This window comes from Candidatus Stoquefichus sp. SB1 (genome assembly GCF_001244545.1).
Taxonomy (GTDB): domain Bacteria; phylum Bacillota_I; class Bacilli_A; order Erysipelotrichales; family Coprobacillaceae; genus Stoquefichus.
The window spans coordinates 257736-283154 of sequence record NZ_LN852695.1 but is presented as its reverse complement, the minus strand read 5'-3'; the positions used below and the strand labels follow the sequence as shown (position 1 = coordinate 283154).

27 protein-coding genes, 1 other RNA gene and 1 other annotated feature are annotated in these 25419 nt (G+C 39.8%); of the genes, 12 read left to right on the top strand and 16 right to left on the bottom strand.

Annotated features, from left to right (window positions below):
- Positions 1 to 55: 55 nt before the first annotated feature.
- From rsmI to serS, 16 genes are all read right to left on the bottom strand, one after another.
- Positions 56 to 904 (bottom strand): 16S rRNA (cytidine(1402)-2'-O)-methyltransferase, encoded by an 849-nt coding sequence (gene rsmI, locus BN1865_RS09435; protein WP_050637009.1) that lies wholly within the window; start codon positions 902 to 904, stop codon positions 56 to 58.
- The gene (locus tag BN1865_RS09430) at positions 897 to 1631 is read right to left on the bottom strand and encodes a tRNA1(Val) (adenine(37)-N6)-methyltransferase (RefSeq protein WP_050637008.1); all 735 of its coding nucleotides are present in this window, start codon (positions 1629 to 1631) and stop codon (positions 897 to 899) included. The genes rsmI and BN1865_RS09430 overlap by 8 nt, the downstream gene beginning before the upstream one ends.
- Positions 1612 to 2442: a PSP1 domain-containing protein gene (locus BN1865_RS09425; RefSeq protein WP_050637007.1), complete on the bottom strand. Its 831-nt coding sequence runs from the start codon at positions 2440 to 2442 to the stop codon at positions 1612 to 1614. The genes BN1865_RS09430 and BN1865_RS09425 overlap by 20 nt, the downstream gene beginning before the upstream one ends.
- A gap of 12 nt (positions 2443 to 2454) precedes the next feature.
- Positions 2455 to 3408 (bottom strand): hypothetical protein, encoded by a 954-nt coding sequence (locus BN1865_RS09420; RefSeq protein WP_050637006.1) that lies wholly within the window; start codon positions 3406 to 3408, stop codon positions 2455 to 2457.
- Positions 3405 to 4028 (bottom strand): dTMP kinase, encoded by a 624-nt coding sequence (gene tmk, locus BN1865_RS09415; RefSeq protein ID WP_050637005.1) that lies wholly within the window; start codon positions 4026 to 4028, stop codon positions 3405 to 3407. The genes BN1865_RS09420 and tmk overlap by 4 nt, the downstream gene beginning before the upstream one ends.
- Before the next feature lie 73 nt (positions 4029 to 4101).
- The gene (locus BN1865_RS18040; RefSeq protein WP_082189954.1) at positions 4102 to 4305 is read right to left on the bottom strand and encodes a pro-sigmaK processing inhibitor BofA family protein; all 204 of its coding nucleotides are present in this window, start codon (positions 4303 to 4305) and stop codon (positions 4102 to 4104) included.
- A gap of 13 nt (positions 4306 to 4318) precedes the next feature.
- The gene (recR, locus tag BN1865_RS09410; protein ID WP_050637004.1) at positions 4319 to 4912 is read right to left on the bottom strand and encodes a recombination mediator RecR; all 594 of its coding nucleotides are present in this window, start codon (positions 4910 to 4912) and stop codon (positions 4319 to 4321) included.
- On the bottom strand, positions 4912 to 5220 hold the full coding sequence (locus tag BN1865_RS09405; RefSeq protein ID WP_050637003.1) for a YbaB/EbfC family nucleoid-associated protein: 309 nt from the start codon (positions 5218 to 5220) through the stop codon (positions 4912 to 4914). The genes recR and BN1865_RS09405 overlap by 1 nt, the downstream gene beginning before the upstream one ends.
- 2 nt (positions 5221 to 5222) lie before the next feature.
- Entirely contained in the window at positions 5223 to 7094 is a 1872-nt protein-coding gene (gene dnaX, locus BN1865_RS09400) for a DNA polymerase III subunit gamma/tau (protein ID WP_050637002.1), read from the bottom strand.
- Positions 7095 to 7218: 124 nt separating this feature from the next.
- A complete protein-coding gene (locus BN1865_RS09395) occupies positions 7219 to 7668 on the bottom strand; it encodes a nucleoside deaminase (protein ID WP_050637001.1) in 450 nt (149 codons plus the stop codon).
- Positions 7669 to 7684: 16 nt separating this feature from the next.
- Positions 7685 to 7772: signal recognition particle sRNA small type (gene ffs, locus BN1865_RS18035), an RNA gene on the bottom strand.
- A gap of 29 nt (positions 7773 to 7801) precedes the next feature.
- Entirely contained in the window at positions 7802 to 8791 is a 990-nt protein-coding gene (locus BN1865_RS09390) for a hypothetical protein (RefSeq protein WP_050637000.1), read from the bottom strand.
- Between the two features lie 12 nt (positions 8792 to 8803).
- Positions 8804 to 10384 carry an MBOAT family O-acyltransferase gene (locus BN1865_RS09385; protein ID WP_050636999.1) on the bottom strand — a complete coding sequence of 527 codons (1581 nt, stop codon included), beginning with the start codon at positions 10382 to 10384 and terminating at the stop codon, positions 8804 to 8806.
- Positions 10385 to 10387: 3 nt separating this feature from the next.
- A complete protein-coding gene (locus BN1865_RS09380) occupies positions 10388 to 10618 on the bottom strand; it encodes an acyl carrier protein (RefSeq protein WP_050636998.1) in 231 nt (76 codons plus the stop codon).
- Between the two features lies 1 nt (position 10619).
- On the bottom strand, positions 10620 to 12131 hold the full coding sequence (locus BN1865_RS09375; protein WP_050636997.1) for an amino acid adenylation domain-containing protein: 1512 nt from the start codon (positions 12129 to 12131) through the stop codon (positions 10620 to 10622).
- Between the two features lie 109 nt (positions 12132 to 12240).
- Positions 12241 to 13518 carry a serine--tRNA ligase gene (gene serS / locus BN1865_RS09370; protein WP_050636996.1) on the bottom strand — a complete coding sequence of 426 codons (1278 nt, stop codon included), beginning with the start codon at positions 13516 to 13518 and terminating at the stop codon, positions 12241 to 12243.
- A gap of 35 nt (positions 13519 to 13553) precedes the next feature.
- Positions 13554 to 13743: a binding site (T-box leader), on the bottom strand.
- A gap of 468 nt (positions 13744 to 14211) precedes the next feature.
- On the opposite strand from serS, the gene BN1865_RS09365 reads away from it, so the two are divergent.
- The 12 genes from BN1865_RS09365 (at position 14212) to BN1865_RS09315 (ending at position 25384) form a co-directional block, all read left to right on the top strand.
- The gene (locus BN1865_RS09365; protein ID WP_050636995.1) at positions 14212 to 15189 is read left to right on the top strand and encodes a DUF6017 domain-containing protein; all 978 of its coding nucleotides are present in this window, start codon (positions 14212 to 14214) and stop codon (positions 15187 to 15189) included.
- Between the two features lie 31 nt (positions 15190 to 15220).
- Complete coding sequence (locus BN1865_RS09360; RefSeq protein WP_016220940.1) at positions 15221 to 15448, top strand: DUF5348 domain-containing protein; 228 nt, start codon at positions 15221 to 15223, stop codon at positions 15446 to 15448.
- A 41-nt stretch (positions 15449 to 15489) separates the two neighbouring features.
- Entirely contained in the window at positions 15490 to 15966 is a 477-nt protein-coding gene (locus tag BN1865_RS09355) for a PcfB family protein (protein ID WP_050636994.1), read from the top strand.
- Positions 15963 to 17750, top strand: a complete 1788-nt coding sequence (locus tag BN1865_RS09350; protein WP_050636993.1) for a VirD4-like conjugal transfer protein, CD1115 family — start codon at positions 15963 to 15965, stop codon at positions 17748 to 17750. The genes BN1865_RS09355 and BN1865_RS09350 overlap by 4 nt, the downstream gene beginning before the upstream one ends.
- Positions 17743 to 17910: a hypothetical protein gene (locus BN1865_RS18615; protein ID WP_166459869.1), complete on the top strand. Its 168-nt coding sequence runs from the start codon at positions 17743 to 17745 to the stop codon at positions 17908 to 17910. The genes BN1865_RS09350 and BN1865_RS18615 overlap by 8 nt, the downstream gene beginning before the upstream one ends.
- Entirely contained in the window at positions 17903 to 18097 is a 195-nt protein-coding gene (locus BN1865_RS09345) for a hypothetical protein (RefSeq protein ID WP_050636992.1), read from the top strand. The genes BN1865_RS18615 and BN1865_RS09345 overlap by 8 nt, the downstream gene beginning before the upstream one ends.
- A gap of 454 nt (positions 18098 to 18551) precedes the next feature.
- On the top strand, positions 18552 to 18767 hold the full coding sequence (locus BN1865_RS09335; RefSeq protein WP_050636990.1) for a Maff2 family mobile element protein: 216 nt from the start codon (positions 18552 to 18554) through the stop codon (positions 18765 to 18767).
- A 20-nt stretch (positions 18768 to 18787) separates the two neighbouring features.
- On the top strand, positions 18788 to 19657 hold the full coding sequence (locus tag BN1865_RS09330) for a VirB6/TrbL-like conjugal transfer protein, CD1112 family (protein WP_050636989.1): 870 nt from the start codon (positions 18788 to 18790) through the stop codon (positions 19655 to 19657).
- Between the two features lie 18 nt (positions 19658 to 19675).
- The gene (locus tag BN1865_RS09325) at positions 19676 to 20371 is read left to right on the top strand and encodes an MT-A70 family methyltransferase (protein WP_445082208.1); all 696 of its coding nucleotides are present in this window, start codon (positions 19676 to 19678) and stop codon (positions 20369 to 20371) included.
- 19 nt (positions 20372 to 20390) lie between these two features.
- Positions 20391 to 20798, top strand: a complete 408-nt coding sequence (locus BN1865_RS18030) for a PrgI family protein (protein ID WP_082189953.1) — start codon at positions 20391 to 20393, stop codon at positions 20796 to 20798.
- Positions 20743 to 23169, top strand: coding sequence for a VirB4-like conjugal transfer ATPase, CD1110 family (locus BN1865_RS09320; RefSeq protein WP_050636988.1), 2427 nt, complete (start codon positions 20743 to 20745; stop codon positions 23167 to 23169). Before BN1865_RS18030 ends, BN1865_RS09320 begins: the two co-directional genes overlap by 56 nt.
- 61 nt (positions 23170 to 23230) lie before the next feature.
- Complete coding sequence (locus BN1865_RS09315) at positions 23231 to 25384, top strand: C40 family peptidase (RefSeq protein WP_445082207.1); 2154 nt, start codon at positions 23231 to 23233, stop codon at positions 25382 to 25384.
- The last annotated feature ends 35 nt before the right edge of the window (positions 25385 to 25419 follow it).

Sequence of the window (25419 nt, the reverse complement as noted above, 5' to 3'; positions counted from 1 at the left end):
TCCTATCATTACTTATATTATACTTCATTCAAAAAAAGAAATGAACATTTTATATTCATTTCTTGTGATATTCTTGATAAACCGTATTCTTTGATATATTTCTTTGTTTTGCTACTTCTTTTATGGCATCTTTTGTAGACATCCCCTTATCAATGTATTCATTAACATGTTCTTCTATAGACTGTTCATAAACAACTTGTATTTCTTCTTGAGGGTTACCTTCCACAACAATAACCATTTCACCTTTCATATCATCTACAACTGTTAAGATTTCCTCTATTGTTCCTCGATTAACCTCTTCATGTTTTTTAGTTATTTCACGACACAAAGCAATATTTCTATTTCCAAATATATCAAACATCAAACTTAATGTTTTCTTGATTCTGTGTGGTGCTTCATAAAAAACAATTGTTTCTTTATAATTTTTAAGACTATCTAGCTCTTTCTTTTTTCTTTTATCTGAATGATCTAGAAAACCATAAAATAAAAATGGTTGAGGGGCAATACCAGATACCACAAGAGCATCTAAACATGCATTTGCTCCAGAAATTGGAACAATATTAATGTTATTCTCTATACATTCTTTAACCAATTCATAACCTGGATCACTGATTGCTGGATATCCCGCATCACTTACTAACGCAACATTATGATTTTCAAGTAAAATTTGAATAATTTTAGGAATAGAAGTGACAAGATTATGTTCATGATGTGAAATTAATTTTGTTGTAATTTCAAAATGATTTAATAACTTAACAGTATTACGTGTATCTTCTGCAGCAATAAAATCAACAGTTTTCAATGTTTCTACTGCTCTATAAGTCATTTCACTTAAATTTCCTATTGGTGTTGCAACTAGAAATAATGTAGGTTGATTATTTTCAAAACTTTTCTGTCTATTCATTTTCATTTTCTCCAAACATTAAACGTATCTCCTTTGTATAACTTCCATCCTCTTCATGAGCATATAGAGGAGCCTCTATTTTTAACCCTTTATTTCCCTTATACATTCCTTCAATAAGAAAAATATGTGATTCTTTCCCGACTTTAGGATAAACAAATCTAACACGCTTTGGTTCTATATCATATTTTTGCATACAATTAATAATTTCAATCATTCGATCAGGACGATGAACCATTGCAAAACGTCCTTTATTATCTAATAGTGCTGCTGCACATTGTACGATTTCATCAAGACTAATTTTTATTTCATGACGAGCTATTTGTAAATATTCGTTATCATTTAAATGACTACGTTCTCCTACCTTAAAAAAAGGTGGGTTACAGACAATTAACTTTACTTTCTTTTGTTCTTTAATATATTCTTTAATATCACTATGTACAATTTCAATTTGATTTTCTAGTTGATTCAAAAGAACATTCTTTCTTGCAAGTTCAACAGCTTCTTCTTGTATTTCAATACCAATAATCTTTTTATCAGTTCTTCGACTTAATAATAAAGGTATTGCAGCATTATTTGTTCCAAAATCAACAATTTCATTTAAATCTTTATTAATTGTACAAAAATGTGCTAATAAAACAGTATCCAAAGAAAAGTTAAACATATCTTTTCTTTGGATAATTTTCATGTTTTTATAAGCTAATAAATAATTAGTGACTTCTTTGGTCATGTTTACGATCCTTAGATGGTAGTGTTTTAATTTCATTTAAAGAAACAAAAGAAATATTGCCATCATGTTCAATTTTAACAAGATCACTGATAACATTTAAACCAACAACTCTTACAATTTTATCTTCATATCTTACTCTTGCACCAATTTTAGGAAAACGTTGTTTTTCAATTGTATATGCTTCATCTTCGTACTTAAGACAACATAACAAACGTCCACATGCTCCTGATATCTTATCAATATTAATAGCTAACATCTGATTTTTTGCCATATTGATTGAGACTCCGTCAAATTCTCCTAAAAATGAAGAACAGCATAATGGTAAACCACATGAACCAATACCTCCAATAATTTTAGATTTATCACGTGGTCCTATTTGTCGTAACTCTATTCGACATTTAAACACACTTGCTAATTCTTTTAATAATTCTCTAAAATCCACACGACTTTCAGAAGTATACATAAATATAACTTTTGATGCATCCAATGTATATTCACAATTGACTAGGTGCATATCAAGTTTATACTCTTTTACTATGTCTCTACAGATTTCTAAAGATTTCATAGCTTTTGTTTTATTGAATTCAAATAAATCCAAATCCGCACGATTAGCACGTCTTTTAATTCTTTTTAATTCAGTATCCAAATTAAACTCAGATAAATCTTTGAGTTCTGTAATCATTTCTCCTAATTCTAATCCTCTTACCGTTTCAACAACAACTTTTTCACCTTTATGTATATCTAAGTCAGTAGAAAAATAGTAAGACTTTCCTACATTATTGAAACGAATAAGCGCTAATTTTTCTTCCATAAATTCTCCTTTCTATATTTTACACATCATACTATCAATTAATAACATGACATTTGCATTTGTACTTAATAAATATTCTGCATTAAGTATAATATCAATTTTTCTAACGAGTTCATCCTCTGGTTCGTTGATTTTCTCATAAAGTGATCTGTACGATGGATAAGTTAACTCCATTGAATGTTTCACGTGAAACAAATCTCTTAAACCAAGCACTAGCATATTTAAAAATAATTGAACTTTTTCTTTATCTTTAAAATCTTTCATTAAATGTGTTTCTACATTAATAATGAGATTATCCCTATGAAAATATAAATCCTCAATGAAATGAAAAACTTCTAATTTTAATGAATCAAACATTTCTGATTCAATATAAGGTTGACATTCATCATAAGTATCAAAAAGTTCAGTAAGGATATTCACATCATCAATTGGTATATCATTTTTTGTTAATTGTTCCTTAAGCATCAACTTAGAATTTGGTAATAATTGTATAACCTGACATCTTGATTGAATTGTTGGTAAAACACGACTAAGGTTCTGGCAAGTAAATATTGCATAAACACCATCAATAGGTTCTTCAAGAACTTTTAATAAACTGTTCATTGCCTCTGGTGTGGAATTTTCAATATTTTCCAGCATATAAATTTTAGCACTACCTTCCATTGAAGATTTTGCAAATTGCTCCTGTATATATTCTACCTTCCCCTTCTTAATAGTCTCATCATTTCCATTAACATAAATAAAATCACCATAATTATGTTCATCAATACGTCGGCAATTATTACATTCATTACATGCGAGAATATCCTGTTCACAAATTAAACTTTTGGCAATATAATGAGCAGCTGGTCCACTATTCTTTCCTACTAATAAAAAAGCATGCGGAATTTTATGATTCGTAAAACTTTTTATTAATATTTGATAGAGAATAGGTTGTTGCTGCTTTAATTCTTCCTGGAAACTCATATAATTTCTCTAATTCTTTCTAAAACTTGAGAAAATACAGCATCTATATCTTTACTTGCATCGATTTTAACAATACGTTCTGGAAACATATCACATATAGATAAATAACCTTGATATACATTTTTATGAAAATCAATATTTTCTAGATCTAAACGATTAACTTCACGATCTTTATTAGCATAAACTCGCTTTAATCCATCTTCAGGCTTGATATCGAAAAATATTGTACGTTTTGGTAGAATATTTTCTGTAGCAAAGAGATTCATATCATAAACCTCTTTCATTCCGATTCCTCTTGCGATTCCTTGATATACCATTGAACTATCTACAAATCTATCACAAATAACAATTTCTCCCCTCTTTAAAGCAGGGATCACCTTTTCAACCAAATGTTGACGACGACTTGCCGCATAAAGCAAAGCCTCTGTTTTACTATCCATATTTGTATATTTCACATCATGAATAATATCTCTAATTTTTTCCGCAATCTCAACACCACCTGGTTCTCTTGTTAAAGTAACCTGATATCCTTCTTTATCTAAAGCCTCTTTAATTAAAGCAGCAATTGTTGTCTTTCCACTACCTTCGCCACCTTCAAAAGTAATAAATACTCCTGGCATCTATAAACACCTCATTTCAACTTCTATTATATAAAAAATCCGCTCAGATATAAAGCATTATTTATCAATTCACTTACAGTATACATTTAAGAATAATGCATAACGCAACACCAAAAACATCAAATAAAGAAATCATGAGAATATTAAAAACATTCAATGTTAGCGTCATATGTGTTAACGATTGTAATGAATTAAAAACAAATATAAACAATGTTGCAAATAGCAACCTAAAGAAAATACGTGTTATTCTTCTGACCAAAAAAATCACCTCATTCATTATATGAGGTGACTTATATTTTCTTTCTTCCTTCTAATGATTTTAATAAAGTTAATTCATCAGCATAATCTAAATTTCCACCGATTGGTAATCCATTTGCTATTCGGGATGCTGGAATATTGTGTTTAGCTAAAAGCTTAGCAAGAAAAAGTGCTGTTGTTTCGCCCTCTCTTGTTGGATTTGTTGCAATAATAACTTCCTTAATATTCTCATTTAATCTATCAAATAAACTTTGAATATTCAAATCATCAATTGTCTTTCCATCCATAATAGACATTGTGCCATGTAAAACATGATATAATCCATGATATTCTTTTAACTTTTCCATCGCAAAGACGTCTTTAGGAGACTCTACAACACATATTGTCGTCTGATCTCTAGTCTCATCCTCACAGATTTCACATATATCACCTTCACAAATATGACCACACTTCTTACAGTACTGAATGTTTGTTTTAAAATCAATCAAAGCATTTGAAAATCTTTGAACTTGCTGAGAATCCATTTCTAAAACATGATAGACCATACGCTCAGCACCTTTCGTACCAATACCAGGTAACATTTTAAAACATTCTACCAGTTCTTCAAAACTACTTGGGTATTCCATTATAAGAATGCAGATACATCAACACCATTTGTTGCTTTATTTAATGTATCTTCCCTTTCTTTTTCAATTTTTTGAATCATTTGATTCATTGTAATCATTAATAAGTCTTCCATATCTTCTTTGTGTTCAATATCGATTAATGATTGATCAATATGTAATTCAGTCATAGTAAGATCACCTTTCATCTTACCTGTAATGAGATCATTTTGTGAAGTTATATCAAACTCTTTTTCATTAAATTCTTTTTTTAATTTATTAACTTTTCTTTGCATTTGTTGTGCTTGTGCTACTAAATTATTAAAATTCATACTTAATCCTCCTTAAATTCAACAATATCACCAAACAATTTAATGGCAAATTCTTGTGCTTCATTTAAATCAACATGATCAAGATCATGTGAATCGATATGTTTTAAAGTTAATTCATGCGGTTGTGGCAATTGACCCTTTTTCTTTAAATCAATAAATTGACTTCTCATACGAATCCAGTTATCTTGTTGAATAGCAACAAAACGATACTCCTGACCCAATATTTCAGTTAAAAAAGAACTTAACTGTTTATAATTCTTGTAATAATTAACAGCATTCACTGCTGGCTGGAATTCAAAAGAAATCACAAGACCACCTGGACAAGCTGCAACTGCTGATCCATCACAAAGCATAGAAGCACTTTTAGCTGTATTAAGATTAGCCAGATAGCGTTTAATAATTGGCCATCTTTCCTGAACAGATTCTAAGACATCTCTTTTTGCTTGAACTAAAATATTAAGAATATCATTAGGGTCAACTTGTATATCTGAATCAATTTGATCATTGACTTCATCTTGTTTTTCAAATTCAAAAACAGGAATTTCTTCTTCAATTGCTATATTTTGTTCAAAAATAGGTTCTTCTAATGGTTCACCTATCATTTGATCATCAATAATATCTTCGATAGGATCATCAATGATATCCTCTATCACTGGTGTTTCAATAGAAGGTGGTGTATCCACTAAAGGAACTTCTTCAACTACACTCTTAGGTTCAATATATTCTTTTACAGAATCTACTTGTGACATGTTAGGATTGACTGGAACAGTGACTGTATCAATATGATTAACAGACTCATTTTTAACCTGATTACACATTTTAAGAATAGCTAATTCAAAATAAATAGCCGGATTGATAACCTTAGCATATTTTTCACTTGCTTCCATTAATATATCAATAAACTCTAAAGCTTCCTCGCATGATATATATGGAACAATCATATCTAAATAATATCGAGATAAAACAAATAATATTGATTCATCATTCGTATTTCTATATATTACAATATCCTTTAAAATATCAACTAAATCAAGTGTTAATCTTTTAATATCAATTCCATTCATTTTCATTTCTTCTAATAAAGTCAATGCTTTTTTCATATCCTTTGTAAGCAATACCTTTATAAAATCTATTTTATTCTCTAAAGAAACAATTCCATATATTTGATTAACATCTTGAACTGTTAAATGTTTATCATTAAAAGCCAAACATTGTTCTAAAATAGATAAAGCGTCACGCATTCCACCATCAGCTAATTTTGCAATCATCTCCAAAGCTTCATCATCACACTGATTATTTTCACTATTCATAACATCTTTCATTCTTTGGATAATATCATGCATACTTAGCTTTGTAAAATCAAAGCGCTGACATCTTGAAATAATCGTTGGTAATATCTTATGTGGTTCTGTTGTTGCTAAAATGAAAACAACATGTGCTGGAGGTTCTTCTAATGTTTTGAGTAAAGCATTAAATGCTCCAGTAGACATCATATGAACTTCATCAATGATATAAACTTTATATTTTCCTTGTGTTGGTGCATACTTCACCTTTTCGATAAGACTTCTAACTTCTTCTACACCATTATTACTAGCTGCATCAATTTCAATCACATCAGGATGCGATCCTAAAGTTATTTCCTGGCAGTTTTCACATTCATCACAAGGTTTAGGATGACCTGTACAATTAATTGCTTTTGCTAATAATTTAGCAATAGTTGTTTTACCTGTTCCTCGTGGTCCACAGAACAAATAAGCATGCGCAATCTTATTTTCTTCTACAGCATGTCTTAATGTTGTAATAATATGTTCCTGTCCTGCTACATCCTCAAATTTTTGTGGACGATATGCTCTATATAATGTTTTATAAGCCATTTTGATCACGCTCCTTTGTCAATTATAGCACATTTTATGTGCCTTCAAAAGATAATAAAAGATATCTTTCGATATCATTAAAAACAACTCATTAAATTCTAATTCATTATATGAAATCAAATCATTATGTTCGATTTCTTTTCATTCTAAAATAATCAGATAATAACTGACAACACTCTTCTTCTAAAATTCCACCAATAACCTCTGGATAATGATTAAATTGATGACATCTTAAATATTCAGAAATACCATGCCATCTTTGCCCACTCGCTCCATAAACAACTTTATCCATTCGACTTTGAATAATCGCACCACTACACATAATACAGGGTTCCAATGTTGAATATAAAACACAGTTATCTAAATGCCAAGTTCCAAGTTTTTGACATGCTTTACGGATCACTAACATTTCCGCATGTGCAGTTACATCTTGTAATGATTCTTTTTGATTAAATGCTTGTGCAATAACTTCTCCATCATGATTCACAATAATTGCACCAATTGGAACTTCATCTACTTCTTTTGCAAGAAGAGCCTGTTGATAGGCAAGTTTCATATATTTCTCATCATCCATATTCTTACTCCTTTGAAAAAAAGCCACTACACATAAACGGACATTCTTAATGCTGCTACCTTCCGGTCCTGACATGGTTCGAAGCCGCCTATTGTAATGGCAAGATTTATTATAACAAGAATTAACCAACAAATCAATAATGTAATTTATTCTTTTTCATAAATGCATCATAATCCTTATTCCATTGTTCATATTGAGGATCATGACGATGATCTGTTAATTGATAATTTTGTTGTAAGTATTTTCCTAAGAATCGAGTAATTTTTGTAGCTCCGGAATAATTCAAATGATTTCCACCATCACGTGTATCAGTTTGCCAATTAAATCCTGTTCCATATTGATCAATATTAAAATCAACAAATGGAATATTTAATGATTTCGCAAGTCTTTGAACTGTTTCATGACGTTTTGTTGTTGCTGTAGTCGCTGATGGGAACCAAACAAACATCACTTCTGCTCCATTTTCATGAGCTAACTTAATAAATTTTTTCAGATATGATTGTGTTGTTTGAGTAATTGAAGCTTTTCTATTTTTAAGCAAATACTTAAATCCATCTGGATTTGATTTAATATTGTTATGGAAAATATAACCCTTAGATTCCATTCGTGTATTATAGTCGGGATCATTATCCTTAAAATCCTCAGCAGTTAAATCTTTCCATCGACTATGATATTCAAATAAAGGAAATGTATATTTTATAGCATTATTTAATGCTTCATCAATATCTTCTGATTCATTTTTAGAAAATAATTCATCAACTTCTAATAGAACAACCTTTGGTTTTTGACAAGTCAACACTTCTTTTAACATATAATAAGCAGCAAATATACTTTGCTGTGGTTCCGCACAAACATAGGAAGTATAACCATGTTCTTTCCATATTTGTAATGGATTCATAGCACTATATAAATCACTATTACCTATAGCTAAAACATCAACAGATTTACTTTTCTCACCATAGAAACCTCGAGCATTTTCATATTTAATACCACTTTGATCACTATTATTTTTAGGAACAAAGATTGGAGAAATATAAGTTAATAAGAAAGCACAAATACATAAAAAGATAACAATCTTAGATATATCAATAAGTCGTCTTTTTATATCCATTTTTCCTTCCATTCCATCTTCCTCCTAAAATTGTGCATAGATAAAGCTAACAATATCATAACCTCTACCATATGCTCCAAAGATAATAACAATAAATAAACCAGCTATATAAAATGCCCATCTTGGCACAATATTCCATTTAGCCACACTTTTTCTAATTTCAATACCTCTTTCTTTAAATAACCCAATAATAAAGACAACCAATGTCCCTATTAATACCACCATAATATCAGGAACACTTAAGCCTAAATGTGCTAATTGTGAAATATCAAAATTAAAGTTTTTAAAACATGAAATAAACATATTAAATGCTTGTGATAAAGTATCTGCCCTAAAAATTAACATTCCAATATTAACAATAACAACAGTTCTTAAAATTTGAAATAAATGAAATGCATGTGATTCTTTCTTAATACGTAAACTCTCTTTAACCTTGTGAAAAATAGGTTCCATAAACATACCAATAACCATAATAATATAATAATACATCCCATACATCACATATTTCATACTGGCACCATGCCATAAACCATTACAAATCCAAACAAAGAATAATGCTGTTGTCGCAGGTAATAATTTAGAAAAATATTCATTAAAATGACTTCTTACATAATGATTGAATTTTTTAAATGGATTTGATAAAGAAACACTATAAAAAACATAATCTCTAAGCCATGCACCTAAAGTCATATGCCATCTTTGCCAAAATTCATTAATACTCTTTGCAAAGAATGGCTGTTTAAAGTTTTCTGGTAAATTCACACTAAATATTTGAGCACTACCACGAACAATATCCATAGCACCAGAAAACTCTGTATAAAGCTGAATTGTATAAAAAATAATTGCAAAAACAACACTTAATCCTGAAAATTTCAAATAATCACCAAAAACAAAATTAACAAGCATATTTGCTCTATCTGCAATTACAATCTTTTTAAACATTCCCCAAAGAATTAACTGCACACCTTGTGTTAAATTCTCATAATGAAAAGGATGTCCTTCATATAATTGATGTGCAACTTGATCATATCTTGCAATAGGTCCTTCAACAATTGTAGGAAAGAAAGTTAAAAATAAAGCAACTCTCCCAAAATTCTTATCAGCTTTATATTTTCCTCTATAAACATCAATTACATAGCTAATTGCCTGCAAAGTATAAAATGAAATTCCTAATGGTAAAAATAATTTCAACATAGGTATATGAATATTTAAAAAATCAAATAATGCAAAATTAAGTACATCTGCAAAAAAATTATAATATTTCAAGAAAACTAATGCTCCTAAATTAATTATTAACATTAAAATAACAACCATTTTCTTTTGCCATAATAATTTTTCTTTAAATGCTTTTTTCTGTTCTCGATCTAGTAATTTTTTAACACTTGTAAATAGATCATTTATTTTATCAATCCATATTGCACTTAAATACACGGATAATGATGTCATTAAAATAAAAATAACTAACCATAAACGACTAGCTGCAATATAATAAAGATAACTTGCTGATAATAAAACAACCCATTTATATTTTTTAGGAAACACACTATAAAAAAGAAATGTGCTTCCTAAAAAAAGTATTAAATATACATAAGTTGTATATGCCATAAATTATCCTTCGTCTTGTAAACGTGTAATTAATGCATACATTGCATCAACAGATTGAAAATTTTCAGGTAATATATCTAATGGTGTAATTTCAATATCAAATTCATCATTTAATTCAACAGTTAAATTCATAACATCCAATGAATCTAAAAGTCTATCATCAATTAAATTCTTTTCATTTTCAAAATCAACACCAGGTTTTAATCCTTTTAAAATATCTAATAATTCTTCCACTCTATTTTCCTCCCATTTCTTCATAATGACCCTTTAGCCATTTTCTATCAATTTTACCGTTCTGATTATACGGCATTAATTTTGTTTTGACAATAACATTTGGATGCATATAATGAGGAATTTTATGAGAAACCCCATCCATGATACCTTTATCATCAATTTTTCCTGTATATATCAAAACAATTTTATCTTTTATTTCATCAAATATAACTGCACAACTCTGTATTTTTTCTAAAGAATTGACAGCAGCTTCAATTTCACCAAGTTCAATACGATAACCCATATGTTTGATTTGGAAATCTTTTCTTGTTATATAGATTAACTCACCTTTATCATTATATTTAACTAAATCACCTGTACGATAAATAACTTCAGGATAAGCTTTATTCAAAGGATTTTGCACAAATGCTTCTTTTGTTTTTTCATCATTATTATAATATCCTAAAGCCAAGAAAGAACCTCTAACACAAAGTTCCCCTTCTTGATTACCTAGAACTTCACAATTATTTTCATCCAATAAGAATACATCTGTATTATCACAAGCTTTACCAATCGGTAAAACCTCATCATCCTTAAATTCACGATCAACAATATAATAAGTACAAATATCTGTTGTTTCAGTAGGACCAAATAAATTAGCATACATTGCATTTGGTAATTTTTGACGCCAATAGTTTAATTGTTTTGTTGGCATCACTTCACCTGCAAATAGAACTTTATCAACATGTTCTAACATTAAATAATCCAATACTTTTAAATTAGCGACAATACACAATGCCGATGGTACCCAATAAATTGTATTGACTTTCTTTTCATTCATATATTCAATAAGTTTGATTGGAAATGAAAATAATTTTTTAGGTAAAATATGTAAAGTTGCTCCTGACATAATTGTACTATAAACATCAGATACTGACATACTAAAATAAAAAGGTGTTTGACTTCCAAATTCAGTATTTTCAGTAATTTCAAATGTATCTTTATACCATGATGCATAATTAATAACATTACGATGTGATAAAACTGCCCCTTTTGGCACACCAGTTGATCCTGATGTAAATAAAGCATATAGCGGATCAGTATCAATCATTTGCTTTCTTATCAATCCTAATTTTTCATTATCAATATCTGATTTCATCATATCTTCATAAAAATAAACAGTTTCATGTAATGAAGTAGCAAGTTCTTGATGCTGATAATCAGAAATTAATGCAATCGGTTGTAATGTTTCAAATATTTTTTCTATACGGTCCTTTGGCATAAAAGAATCAATCACTACATAAAAATTGCCACTATAAACTACCCCAAAGAAACACGACAAACTTTCAACATTTTTATCCATCAAAACAGCAATTGGTTTTCTTTTATGGTTTAATTCTAATAATGTTGTTCCTACTTTTTGTGAACACTCAACACATTCTCCATACGTCATTTCACGATTTTCATCAGTAAAAGCAACTTTTGTAAAATATTGTCGAGAAGACTGTTCTAAATATTCTAGGATGTTTTTCATAAATAGTCCCCTTTCTATCATTCGAAAGATATTTTAACAGACGAATGTGTAAATCCTGTGAAAAATAAAGAAAAGATTTTCTAAAGAAAAAAATGGAGAAACCCCCATTTTAACTAATTTTTTCTTTGCCACCCATATAAGGACGTAAAACTTCAGGAATATGAATTGTTCCATCCTCATTATAGTTATTTTCAATAAAAGCAATTAATGCACGTGTACTTGCTAAAACAGTATTATTCAAAGTGGCTACATAATAAGTTCCTTGTTCACCTTTTGTACGAATACCTAAACGTCTTGCTTGAGCATCACCTAATGTTGAACAAGATCCAACTTCAAAATACTTTTGTTGACGAGGAGACCATGCTTCAACATCACAAGATTTTTCTTTTAAGTCTGCTAAATCCCCACTACAACATTCTAATGTTCTCACTGGAATCTCTAAACTTCTAAACAATTCAACAGTATAAGACCACATCTTATTATACCATTCCATTGCTTCTTCTGGTTTACATAAAACAACCATTTCTTGTTTTTCAAATTGATGAACTCTATAAATTCCTCTTTCTTCAATACCATGTGCACCCACTTCTTTTCTAAAACATGGTGAATAAGAAGTCATTGTAATTGGTAAATCTTCTTCTTTTACAATCTGATCTTTAAATTTACCAATCATACTATGTTCACTTGTTCCAATTAAATATAAATCTTCACCTTCAATTTTATACATCATTGCATCCATTTCTTCAAATGACATAACCCCAGTCACAACATCACTTCTAATCATAAATGGAGGAATACAATAAGTAAATCCTTTATCAATCATAAAATCTCTTGCATAAGAAATCATTGCAGAAGATAAACGTGCAATATCTCCCATTAAATAATAAAATCCATTTCCACTTGTTCTTCCACTTGCATCTTTATCTAAACCATTAAATTTAGCAATAATATCAGCATGATATGGAATTTCATAATCAGGAACAACTGGATCTCCATATTTTTGAATTTCTACATTTTCACTATCATCTTTACCTACAGGTACAGAATCATCAATAAAGTTAGGAATTTTCATCATAATTTCTTTTAATTTAGGTCCTAACTCTTCTTCTTTAACTTCCAATTCTTTTAAAAGATCAGCCATTTCACTAACTTTCTTCTTGTTTGCTTCTGCTAAGTCTTTTTTACCTTCACGCATAAATTGACCAATTTCTTTAGATAATTTATTACGCATAGCACGAAGTTCACTGGCTTTTGTTAAAGTTTCACGATACATTTTATCTAAATCAAAAGCTTCATCTACTAAATGTAAACGATCATGTTGAAATTTTTTCTTCATATTTTCTTTAACTGCTTCTGGATTTTCTCTTAATTTTGCTATATCAATCATTTTTCTCTCTCCTTTTTATATAATAAAAACACCATTCAAGGGACGAATATATCGTGGTGCCACCCTATTTCATATCAAAAGATATCTTTATATGAGATAACGGATCAGCCGGAAGTGATTAGCTTCTCTTGTTGGGAGATTTCAATAACATGCTATACTGATTTACACCACCCATCAGTTCTCTATCATATTATGTTATTTACTTATCCAACGCATCGATTTAACACATAGATTATAACACAGTTGGATTATAAAACAAAGTAGAAAAATAGCGATATATTCTAAAAAAAGATTAACTTTTATATTAAAATGGTTGATTATCTCAAAAAAGCCTTGATTTACGGGCATACAAGCAGGATTTCAAGCTGAATTTACTACCAATTTACTACTTTTGAGGGAAAGAGCCTTGATATGCCACCCGGAACCCTGCAAGCCCAAACACCAGCACACAGCATTGAGAAAGAATAAATGAAAACTGAATACGACGCAAATGCGGCGTTTCTCTATCCCATAACAGGGAGAACAGGAACGCCGCTTTTTTTATGCCCTCATGTTACGCAGTAGGGGCGAAAAGAGCCTTGCTATATGCGGCTTTGCGGGCGCGTTTTTAACGGGGACAGGGATTTATACCTAACCCCGGCAAAACGGCGTTCTATCGCGTAACAAATCCACAACCAAAGGAGTGATGAAGCTATGGCAGTTTTCCGAGTGGAGCGCAACAAGGGCTATACCGTTATGAGCAACCACCATTTACGCAACAAGGAGCTGACCTTAAAGGCAAAGGGGCTTTTATCGCAAATGCTGTCACTTCCCGAAGATTGGGACTACACCCTTGCAGGGCTGTCACAGATTAACCGGGAAAAGATAGACGCTATCCGGGAAGCAATAAAGGAACTGGAACGCGCCGGGTATATCGTCCGTTCACGGGAACGCGACGAAAAGGGACGCTTGCGCGGAGCTGATTATGTGATCTATGAGCAGCCGCATACAGAACCTACGCCGGATTTACCTACATTGGAAAATCCAACATTGGATAATCCAACGCAGGAAAAACCAATGTTGGAAAAACCTACGTTGGAAAATCCAATGCAATTAAATAAAGATATACAAAAGACTGACTTACCAACAAAAGAAAAAATAAATACAGATTTACAAAGTACCCATTCCATTCCTATCCTTTCCCCTACCCCCTCTCCCTCTGACGGAGAAGCGGCTGCGCCGCCGGAACGGAAGCGAAAGGAAACGGAAACACAGAGCGCATATGAGATTTACCGGGAGATCATCAAGGACAATATCTCCTATGACATTCTCATGCAGGATATGAAGTTTGACGGGGACAGGCTGGACGAAATTGTTGACATTATGCTTGAAACTGTCTGCACCCGGAGAAAGACGATCCGTATTGCCGGGGACGACTACCCCGCCGAGCTGGTGAAAGCAAAGTTTATGAAGCTGGACAGTGAACATATCCGCTTTGTGCTGGACTGTATGCGGGAGAACACAACGAAAATCCGCAACATCAAGCAGTATCTACGGGCGGTGCTTTTCAATGCCCCGTCCACAATCGGCAACTATTATACGTCCCTTGTGGCTCACGATATGGCAAGCGGCGCACTTGCGCCACAGGAGCCGCACGACCCCTATTCATTCAAACCGGGCGAAAGCCTGTAACCACCCACAACCACAAAAGGAGGATTTTATTATGGCACAGAAAACGACGGGAGCATTGGTATTTGACGAGCGCACAGACCGCTATGACATTCGCTTTGACCTTGCCAGCTATTACGGCGGGCTGCATTGCGGGGACTGTTTCGACGTGTTCACCCGCGGCAAGTGGAAGCCGACCCGCATTGAAATGAACATGAAACAGGAATGGTACTTAGTTGGTATCAGAGCCGACGATCTTAACGGGCTGCGGGTGCGTATCTGACCGCCGCCCCATAGACCACCCCGAAAGGAGGGAAAGACCCCATGCAGGACGAGATCAACGAGAAAACCGTTGCCCTGTATATCAAGACCGGGAAGCTGACCGCCGAAGTGCTGCAAAAGGCAATGAAAGCCGCGCTTGCACAGGCAAAGAAGCAGATCGGCAAACAGCCCCACGGGAAACAGACCCTAAAGCAGCTTATGAAGCAGAACACGGGCGTTTCCAACATAGAGATCACAAAAGACAATATCAAGGCGTTTGAGAGTATCGCCAAAAAGTACGGTATCGACTTTGCGCTGAAAAAGGACGCGACGGAAACCCCGCCCCGCTACCTTGTATTCTTCAAGGGCAGGGACGCGGACGCACTGACCGCCGCTTTCAAGGAGTTTTCCGCAAAGAAGCTGACGCAGGATAAGAAGCCCTCAATCCGAAAGGCATTAGCCGCTTTCCGGGAAAAGGCAAAGGAGCTGAACGCCAGCCGCCAGCAGACCAAACACAAGGACAGGGAGGTATCGCTATGAAGCCGGAAATCAAGAAGCTGCTTATCCTCAATCTCCCGTATCTGCTCTTTGTGTACCTGTTTGACAAGGCAGGCGCGGCTGTCCGGCTTTCCCCCGGCATGGACGCAAGCCAAAAAATCTTGAACTTGGGGGAGGGCTTCACCGCCGCCTTTGCCAGCGCAGCCCCCAGCTTCCACCCCGCCGATTTACTGATCGGTATTGCCGGGGCGGTGATTATCCGGCTTGCCGTTTACCTAAAGGGCAAGAACGCGAAAAAATACCGCAAGGGCATTGAGTACGGTTCCGCACGCTGGGGGACAGCCGAGGACATAAAGCCGTACATAGACCCGGTATTTGAGAACAATATCCCGCTTACGCAGACGGAACGGCTTACCATGAACAGCCGCCCGAAGCAGCCGAAGTATGCAAGAAACAAAAATATCCTTGTGATCGGCGGTTCCGGCAGCGGCAAGACCCGCTTTTTCGTCAAACCGTCGCTTATGCAAATGCACAGCAGCTATGTTGTCACAGACCCGAAAGGCACGGTTTTAATCGAGTGCGGGAAGCTCTTACAGCGTGGCGGGTACAGAATAAAAGTGCTGAACACAATCAATTTCAAGAAGTCCATGCGTTACAACCCCTTTGCGTATATCCGCAGCGAGAAAGACATTTTGAAGCTGGTAAATACCATAATCGCCAACACCAAAGGCGACGGGGAGAAATCCGGCGAGGATTTTTGGGTGAAGTCGGAACGGCTTTTCTACTGCGCCCTTATCGGCTATATCCACTATGAAGCCCCGGAGGAAGAAAAGAACTTCACGACGCTGCTTGAAATGATAAACGCCAGCGAAGCCCGCGAGGACGACCCGGAATTTCAAAGCCCGGTTGACCTCATGTTTGAACGGCTGGAAGAAAAAGACCCGGAGCATTTCGCTGTCCGGCAGTACAAAAAATTCCTGCTGTCGGCGGGCAAGACGCGAAGCTCTATCCTCATTTCCTGCGGCGCAAGGTTAGCCCCCTTTGACATTAAGGAGCTGCGGGAGCTTATGGAAACGGACGAAATGGAGCTTGACACGCTGGGGGACAGAAAGACCGCCCTTTTCGTCATTATCAGCGACACCGACGACACTTTTAACTTTGTCGTGAGCATACTCTACACCCAGCTATTCAACCTCTTGTGTGACAAGGCTGATGATGAATACGGCGGGCGGCTTCCCGTCCATGTAAGGTGCTTACTTGATGAATTTGCGAATATCGGGCAGATACCGAAGTTTGAAAAGCTCATTGCTACCATAAGAAGCCGGGAAATCTCCGCGTCAATTATCTTGCAGTCACAAAGCCAGCTAAAGGCAATCTACAAAGACAACGCTGACACGATTGTAGGGAATTGCGACACCACCCTTTTCTTGGGCGGCAAGGAAAAAAGCACCCTCAAAGAAATATCGGAAATTTTAGGCAAGGAAACCATAGACAGCTTCAACACGTCCGAAACGCGGGGGCGGGAGCTTTCCCACGGCATGAACTACCAAAAGCTGGGAAAGGAACTTATGACGCAGGACGAGATCGCCGTTATGGACGGCGGCAAGTGCATTTTACAGGTGCGCGGTGTGCGCCCGTTCTTTTCAGATAAGTTTGATATAACGCGACACCCGAAATACAAGTACCTCTCCGACGCAGACCCGAAGAACGCCTTTGACATGGAGAAGCACATCAAACGCCGCCCCGCCATAGTGAAGCCGGACGAGGAATTTGACGTTTACGAGATCGACGGGGCAGATTTACAGGAGGACGCAGACAGTGAATAAAAGCCCCGGAAATGATAAGCGGCGGTTTACGGTGCTTGTCAACCCAAAAATCCGGGAAGAACAGCGGCGGCAAGCTGCCCTGCGGAAATTTATCAAAGATTGTGAACGGCTTTACGAAAAGAACCGGGCGCATTTACAGGAGGACGCAGACCATGAATAAGCGTATCAGAAAGAAACAGCAGAAGCAGCGGGAGCAACTAAAGCAGCTTGAAATGAAGTGGCTGCTGGATATGGCAAACACCATTGACGCGGGAATACGGGAGTGGCGGGAAGAAATGGAACGCCGCTATGTGGAGCTTTACGCGGAGGAATTAGCCCGCCGCATGGGGCTTGTCCCGAAACAGTGACAGGGCTTAAAAGATTTACGGCATGGAAATGTGGATAACAGGCTATGGGATCATGGATAACTCCATTCACAGCACATGGAAAAGCCAAAGTGCGGCTTTCCCACGTCCTGCAAACAGAGTTACCCACAATCCCAAAAGAGCAGCCAGTTACCCACATTCCCACACCGCCGACGGCTACGGAAACAGACCCTTTCCTGCCTGTCATTCATAAAAAGATTTTTTAAGGAGCTGATCGGAAATGAAGAACGTAAACACGGGCTACATGATACGCGCCCCTACCGGGGGACGTACCGCCCAAACCCTTACAACTGAATACCGCCGCGCCGCAGAACTTACGCAGCGTGGGGACACCGCCTTTTATACAGGGCGGTTTTTTTATGCGGCGGCGACTGATCGCTGACCGCCTTTTGTCCGCTTGACGGACAGCCGCACACGCGGCAGAAAGGATTTTATCATGGCATTTTTTACTTCCGCAGTAGGCGTTTTGAAAACACTTGTTATCGCTCTTGGGGCTGGTCTTGGCATTTGGGGCGTTGTCAATCTCATGGAGGGCTACGGCAACGACAACCCCGGCGCGAAGTCACAGGGCATGAAACAGCTCATGGCGGGCGGCGGCGTTGCGCTGATCGGCACGACCCTTGTACCGCTGCTTGCGAACCTGTTCTCCTAATCGGCAACAGGTAAACGCTTATGCAGAGCATACTTGACGCGATCACGGAATGGATAAAGGAAATCCTCATAGGAGCCATTAACGGGAACCTGTCAACTATGTTCGGGGACGTAAACGAGAAAGTCGGCACTATCGCCGCCGAGGTAGGGCAGACCCCGCAGGGGTGGAACGCGGGCATATTCAACATGATACGCACGTTATCGGAGAATGTGATCGTACCCATTGCGGGGCTTGTCATTACCTACGTCCTATGCGTGGAGCTTATCAGCATGGTAACGGAAAAGAACAACATGCACGACGTTGACACATTTATGTTTTTCAAGTGGTTTTTCAAGGCGTGGGTGGCGGTGTACCTTGTCACCCACACCTTTGATATTACTATGGCAGTCTTTGACGTTGCGCAGCACGTCGTTTCCGGCGCGGCAGGGGTGATAAGCGGCAGCACGAACATTGATGTTGCCGCCGCCCTTGCTTCCATGCAGTCCGGGCTTGACGCAATGGAAATCCCCGAATTACTCCTGCTTGTCATGGAAACAAGCCTTGTGAGCCTTTGCATGAAGATCATGTCGGTGCTTATCACGGTTATCCTGTACGGCAGAATGATTGAAATATACCTTTACTGTTCCGTGTCGCCTATCCCATTTGCAACAATGACTAACCGGGAATGGGGACAGATCGGGAACAACTACCTAAAATCCTTGTTCGCTATCGGTTTTCAAGGCTTCCTCATTATGATATGTGTCGGTATTTACGCGGTGCTGGTAAACAGCATGATTGTAGCGGATAACTTACACAGCGCGATATTTTCCCTTGCGGCATATACGGTTATCCTCTGCTTTTCCCTGTTCAAATCCGGCGCACTTGCAAAGTCAATTTTCGCGGCGCACTAAAGGCGTGTCAAGGGTAGGGTGGAGATTTTCAGAGCGGAGCGGCGAAAATACAACCCGACCTTGACGCGGGAGGAACCCCATACAATAGGGACGGGCAAAGGGCATAAACTGACCTTTGCCTTAACTGCCATAATGGGGGACTTGCAGGAAGCACACAGAAAGGAGGGACAAGAAACCATTGAAAAGAAATACGGCATAATCTACGCCGATCCCCCGTGGAAGTACGCACAGAAGCGGCTTTCCGGCGCGGCAGAACACCACTACCCGACCATGAGCATAGAGGAATTATGTGCGCTCCCCGTGGCTGACCTTGCGGCAGAGGACAGCGCACTTTTTTTGTGGGCGACATTCCCACAGCTTCCCGAAGCCCTGCGGCTAATTAAGGCTTGGGGCTTTACCTATAAGACCGCCGCCTTTGTATGGCTGAAACTCAATAAAAAATCCTACACATGGTTTTACGGCTTGGGATTTTGGACGCGGGGAAATGCGGAAATCTGTCTGCTTGCCACACGGGGACACCCAAAGCGCAAGTCGGCGGGTATTCATCAATTCATTATCTCCCCCATAGAGCAGCACAGCAAAAAGCCGGACATTACGCGGGACAAAATCGTTGCCCTCATGGGCGACATTCCCCGGATAGAGCTTTTCGCAAGGCAGGAAACGGCGGGCTGGGACACATGGGGGAATGAAACCAAAAACAGCATAGAACTCTGACAGAAAGGAGGTTTTCGGTATGGCGTATGTACCCGTACCAAAGGATTTATCAAAGATAAAAACGAAAGTCGCTTTCAACCTTACGAAGCGGCAGATCGTTTGTTTCGCGGTAGCCCTCATTGTGGGCTTGCCACTTTTTTTCTTGCTAAAGGACAGCGCGGGAACCAGCGCAGCGTCGTTCGTGATGATCGTCGTCATGCTCCCCTGCTTCCTCATGGCAATGTACGAGAAACACGGACAGCCCCTTGAAGTCGTGGTGAAGAACATCATTCAGACAAAGTTTGTCCGACCAAAGGAGCGACCCTATCAGACGCAGAATTTATACGCTGTCTTGGAGAAGCAGCGAAAACTGGAAAAGGAGGTATCAGCGATTGTCAAAGGAAACAACCAAAGGCGGCGCACCGGGAAAAGACCCCGGAAAGGCTAAACCGAAGCGGAAACTGACCCGCGAGGAAAAGAAGCAGATCGCCGCCATTATCAGACAGGCAAAGGGGGACGGAAAGGCGCACACCGCCCAGCAGACGATCCCCTACATCAACCTGTACCCGGACGGGATATGCCGGGTGACGGAAAGGAAATACAGCAAGAGCATTGTCTTTGAGGATATAAACTACCAGCTTGCACAAGCGGACGACAAGACCGCCATTTTTGAGAACTGGTGCGACTTCCTCAACTACTTTGACGCTTCCGTATCAGTGCAGCTCTCTTTCATCAATCAAGGGACGCAGCGGGAGGAAGCGGAAAAGGCAATCAACATTCCGGCGCAGGACGATGCTTTCAACTCTATCCGCACGGAATACGGGGATATGCTGAAAAGCCAGCTTTCCAAAGGGAACAACGGGCTTGTGAAGCACAAATATATCACGTTCAGTATCGAAGCGGATAACATGAGCGCGGCAAAATCCCGCCTTTCCCGTATCGAAACGGACATACTGAACAATTTTAAGGTTTTAGGCGTGACCGCCCGCCCCATGACAGGCTATGAACGCTTACAGACCATGCACGGGGTATTCCACCCGGAGGGGGAGCCGTTCAACTTTGATTTCTCATGGCTTGCCCCGTCCGGGCTTACCACAAAGGACTTTATCGCCCCGCCCTCATTCCGTTTTGGCGAGGGGCGGTACTTCCGCATGGGGAAAAAGATCGGCGCGGTATCGTTCTTACAGATACTTGCGCCGGAGCTGAACGACCGCATTTTAGCGGATATGTTAGACCTTGAAACGGGCGTGATCGTAAACCTGCATATCCACAGTATCGACCAGACGGAAGCCATTAAGACCGTCAAGAGAAAGATCACCGACCTTGACAAAATGAAGATTGAGGAACAGAAGAAAGCCGTCCGCGCCGGGTACGACATGGATATTATACCGTCTGACCTTGCCACTTTCGGCGGCGAAGCGAAAAATCTCTTGCAGGACTTACAGAGCCGCAATGAAAGAATGTTCCTCTTGACGTTCCTTGTGGTGAACATGGCAGACACGAAGCGGAAACTGGAAAATGACATTTTCGCGGCGGCGGGTATTGCACAGAAATATAACTGCGCCCTCACCCGGCTTGACTACCAGCAGGAAGCGGGGCTTATGTCAAGCGTCCCTATCGGTGAGAACCTTATCCCCATTCAAAGGGGACTGACAACCAGCAGCACGGCGATCTTTATCCCCTTTATCACGCAGGAGCTTTTTCAGAGGGGCGCAAGCCTTTATTATGGGCTGAACGCTCTTTCCAACAACATGATACTCTGCGATCGCAAGCAGCTTAAAAACCCCAACGGCTTGATCTTGGGAACGCCGGGAAGCGGAAAATCCTTTGCGGCAAAGCGGGAAATGACAAACGCTTTCCTCATTACGGACGACGATATAATTATCTGCGACCCGGAAGCCGAGTATTACCCCCTTGTGCAGCGGTTACAGGGACAGGTGATAAGGCTTTCCCCCACCAGCCCGCACTACGTCAACCCTATGGATATTAACCTCAACTATTCCGAGGACGACAACCCGCTTGCACTGAAATCTGACTTTATCCTCTCCCTTTGTGAGCTGATCGTCGGCGGCAAGGAGGGCTTACAGCCCGTGGATAAGACCGTGATTGACCGCGCTGTTAGGAATGTGTACCGCCCTTTCCTTGCAGCCCCCGACCCGGCAAAAATGCCGATCATGGGCGACCTTTACGACGAGCTTTTGAAGCAGCCGGAGCCGGAAGCGGCGCGTATCGCGGCGGCATTGGAGCTTTACGTTTCCGGGAGCCTTAACGTCTTTAACCACCGTACCAACGTGGAACTGAACAACCGCCTTGTCTGCTTTGACATTAAACAGCTTGGGAAGCAGCTTAAAAAGTTAGGTATGCTCATTGTGCAAGATCAAGTATGGAACCGCGTCACCGTGAACCGGGCGGCGAAGAAATCCACAAGGTATTTTATGGACGAATTTCACCTGTTACTGAAAGACGAACAGACCGCCGCTTACAGCGTGGAGATTTGGAAGCGTTTCAGAAAATGGGGCGGCATACCCACGGCGATCACGCAGAACGTGAAAGACCTCTTGGCAAGCCGGGAAGTTGAAAATATCTTTGAGAACAGCGATTTTGTCCTCATGCTCAATCAGGCGGCGGGCGACCGGGCTATCCTTGCAAAGCAGCTCAATATCTCCCCGCAGCAAATGAGCTATGTCACCCATTCCGAAGCGGGCGAGGGGCTTTTGTTCTATGGCAACGTCATTCTGCCCTTTGTAGACCGTTTCCCGAAAGATACCGAGCTGTACCGCGTTATGACGACAAAGCCGGAGGAAGTGGGCGGCGCGTAATTTGCAGATTATTTTATCAACCTTGCGCCCTCTGCTGGGCGCAGATCGGAGGTGACAGACCATGAAGCAGTACAAAGCCCGCGACAAGATCACGCAGAAAATGACCCGTGACGGGGCTATCGAAGTAAACGCGGCTACCGGGAAACAAAAGCGTATCAGCAAACGGGCGCGGGAAGCTGCCCTGCTGAAAACGCCGGAGCAACAGGCGGCGCAGGACGCACAGGCAGCACAGCCCCTACCGGGCAATCCCGCCCCGGATATTTCCCCTAACGCGCCGCCCCTGCCCCATGCGCCGGGGACGGAAGCCGCACAGAACACGGGAACCGCCGAGCGCGTCTTAGAGCATATCGACGGGGCGCACACCCGCGCAGCCAGCAAAAAGGTGGCAAGGAAAGCACAGGCAGAAGCGGAAAGCCGCGCCCGCACTTCCCGGCTGCAATTCACCGAGGAAGAACGGGCAACGCCGGAGCTGGAAAGATACATCAAGAAATCCGACAAAGCCGCTGACAGGCTGGACGAAGCAAGGGCGAAAATCCCAAAGGAAAAGAAACTTGTCAAGGAGCGAACCTTTGACGAAGCTGCCGGGAAAGGCAAGACCCGCCTGCGTTTTGAGGAACGGGAAAAGCCTATGAACGGCGGCAAGGCACATAAAAACCCGTTATCCCGCCCCGCGCAGGAAGCGGGTATTTTCGTCCATAACAAGGTACATTCCGTGGAAAAGGACAATTCCGGCGTGGAGGGTGCGCACAAATCCGAGGAATTAGCGGAGAAAGGCGCAAAGTACGGGGCGAGGAAGATTAAGGAGGGCTACCGCAGTCACAAGCTCAAACCCTACCGGGCGGCGGCAAAAGCTGAAAAGGCAGCGGAAAAAGCAAACGCCAATTACCTCTACCAAAAGGCACTCCACGACAACCCGCAGATCGCCGCGTCCAACCCGCTCTCCCGGTATATGCAGAAGCAGCGTATCAAAAAGCAGTATGCAAAGACCGTCAAGGCACAGGGCGCAAAGTCCGTCAAGAACGCAGCGGAGAACACCCGGAAAGCGGCGAAAAAGACCGCAGAGGAAACCAAAAAGGCAGTCGCTTTTGTAGGGCGGCACCCGGCGGGTGTCTGTATCGCCATAGGTGCGCTGCTGCTTTTCATTATGGTATCTTCCGCGCTGTCCTCTTGCGGGGCTATGTTTTCCGGCATGGTAAACGGCATTGTTGGGACTTCCTACACGTCGGAGGACGCGGATTTAGTCGCCGTGGAAAATAACTATACGGCATTGGAAACGGAGCTACAACGCGAGATTGACAATATTGAGCGCGACAACCCCGGCTATGACGAGTACCGCTATGACCTTGACAGTATCGGGCATAACCCCCATGAATTAGCGTCCTACCTTACCGCGCTTTTACAGACCTATACCCCGGCAACGGCACAGGCAGAAATAGATCGTATCTTTGCGCTGCAATATACCCTCACTCTCACGGAGGAAGTGGAGGTACGCCACCGCACGGAAACCCGGACAGGGACGCGGACAGTCACCGACCCGGTAACGGGGGAAACCTCTACGGAAACCTACGAATACGAGGTAGACGTAGCCTATAACTATTACATTCTCAACGTCAAGCTGGAGAACAAGCCCATATCCGAGCTTGCGCCGGGACTACTCACGCCGGAGCAGCTTGAAATGTTCCGTGTGTACTTGGAAACCAGCGGAAACAAGCCCCTCATTTTCGGCGGCGGTTCCCCGGACACAAACCCGTCCGAGGATTTAAGCGGGGTACAGCTTGTGAACGGCACACGCCCCGGAAATACCGCCATTGTAGACCGGGCGAAGTCACAGGTAGGAAATGTAGGGGGACAGCCCTATTGGAGCTGGTACGGCTTCAGCAGCCGCGTGGAATGGTGCGCCTGTTTCGTTTCATGGTGCTACAATCAAGCCGGGAAAAGCGAGCCGCGCTTTGCCGCCTGCCAGTCACAGGGTATCCCGTGGTTCCAGTCACACGGGCAATGGGGCGACCGCAATTATCCAAACATAGCACCCGGCGACGCGATTTTCTTTGATTGGGACGGGGACGGGAGCGCAGACCATGTAGGGCTTGTGATCGGCACGGACGGGCAGCGCGTTTACACCGTCGAGGGCAATTCCGGGGACGCTTGCAAGATTAAGAGCTATTCCCTTGACTATGGCTGCATTAAAGGCTATGGACTGATGAATTGGAACTGAACAACATTTTTTGACTATGAAAGGAGTTTTACATT